Here is a 508-nt window from a genome sequence, read left to right as displayed (position 1 = left end):
GGTCCGTCGCCGAGCGGCGCAGCGACATCAGGCTGATCGGGCCCGTCAGGTACGAGATCACCGTCGCCACCGAGATCACCGCCGCCAGCGAGCTCCAGCCGCGGAAGAAGAACAGGAAGATGAACGACACCAGCAGGTTGAACCACATCGCCGGACGCGGCACGCCATACAGCGGATGCACGCTGCCGAACATCTTCGGCATCGTGTTGTTGCGCTCCATCGCGTAGATCATGCGCGTAGTCGTCGCCATGTAGGTCGTGCCCGTGCCGCTCGGGCTGATGAACGCGTCGACGTACAGCAGGATCGCCAGCCAGTTCAGGTTCAGCGCGATCGCCAGCTCCGCGAACGGCGACTTGAAGTTGAACTGGTTCCAGCCCTTCATCACGTCAGCCGGGCTCACCGCGCCGATGTACGCGATCTGCAGCAGCACATAGATCACCAGCGCCAGCAGGATCGAGCCGATCACCGCGAACGGCACGCTCTTCGCCGGATTGCGCGCCTCGCCCGC

Annotated in this window: 1 protein-coding gene; it reads right to left on the bottom strand. The window is 64.4% G+C overall.

The genetic code is table 11. From position 1 onward, the window contains the following. Window positions 1-508: APC family permease (locus BN2476_RS44545; RefSeq protein WP_235851266.1), on the bottom strand; the 508-nt coding region annotated here is incomplete at both ends.

It is taken from the genome of Paraburkholderia piptadeniae, assembly GCF_900007165.1.
GTDB classification, from domain to species: Bacteria; Pseudomonadota; Gammaproteobacteria; order Burkholderiales; family Burkholderiaceae; genus Paraburkholderia; species Paraburkholderia piptadeniae.
This window is presented reverse-complemented; position numbering and strand designations above follow the sequence as displayed.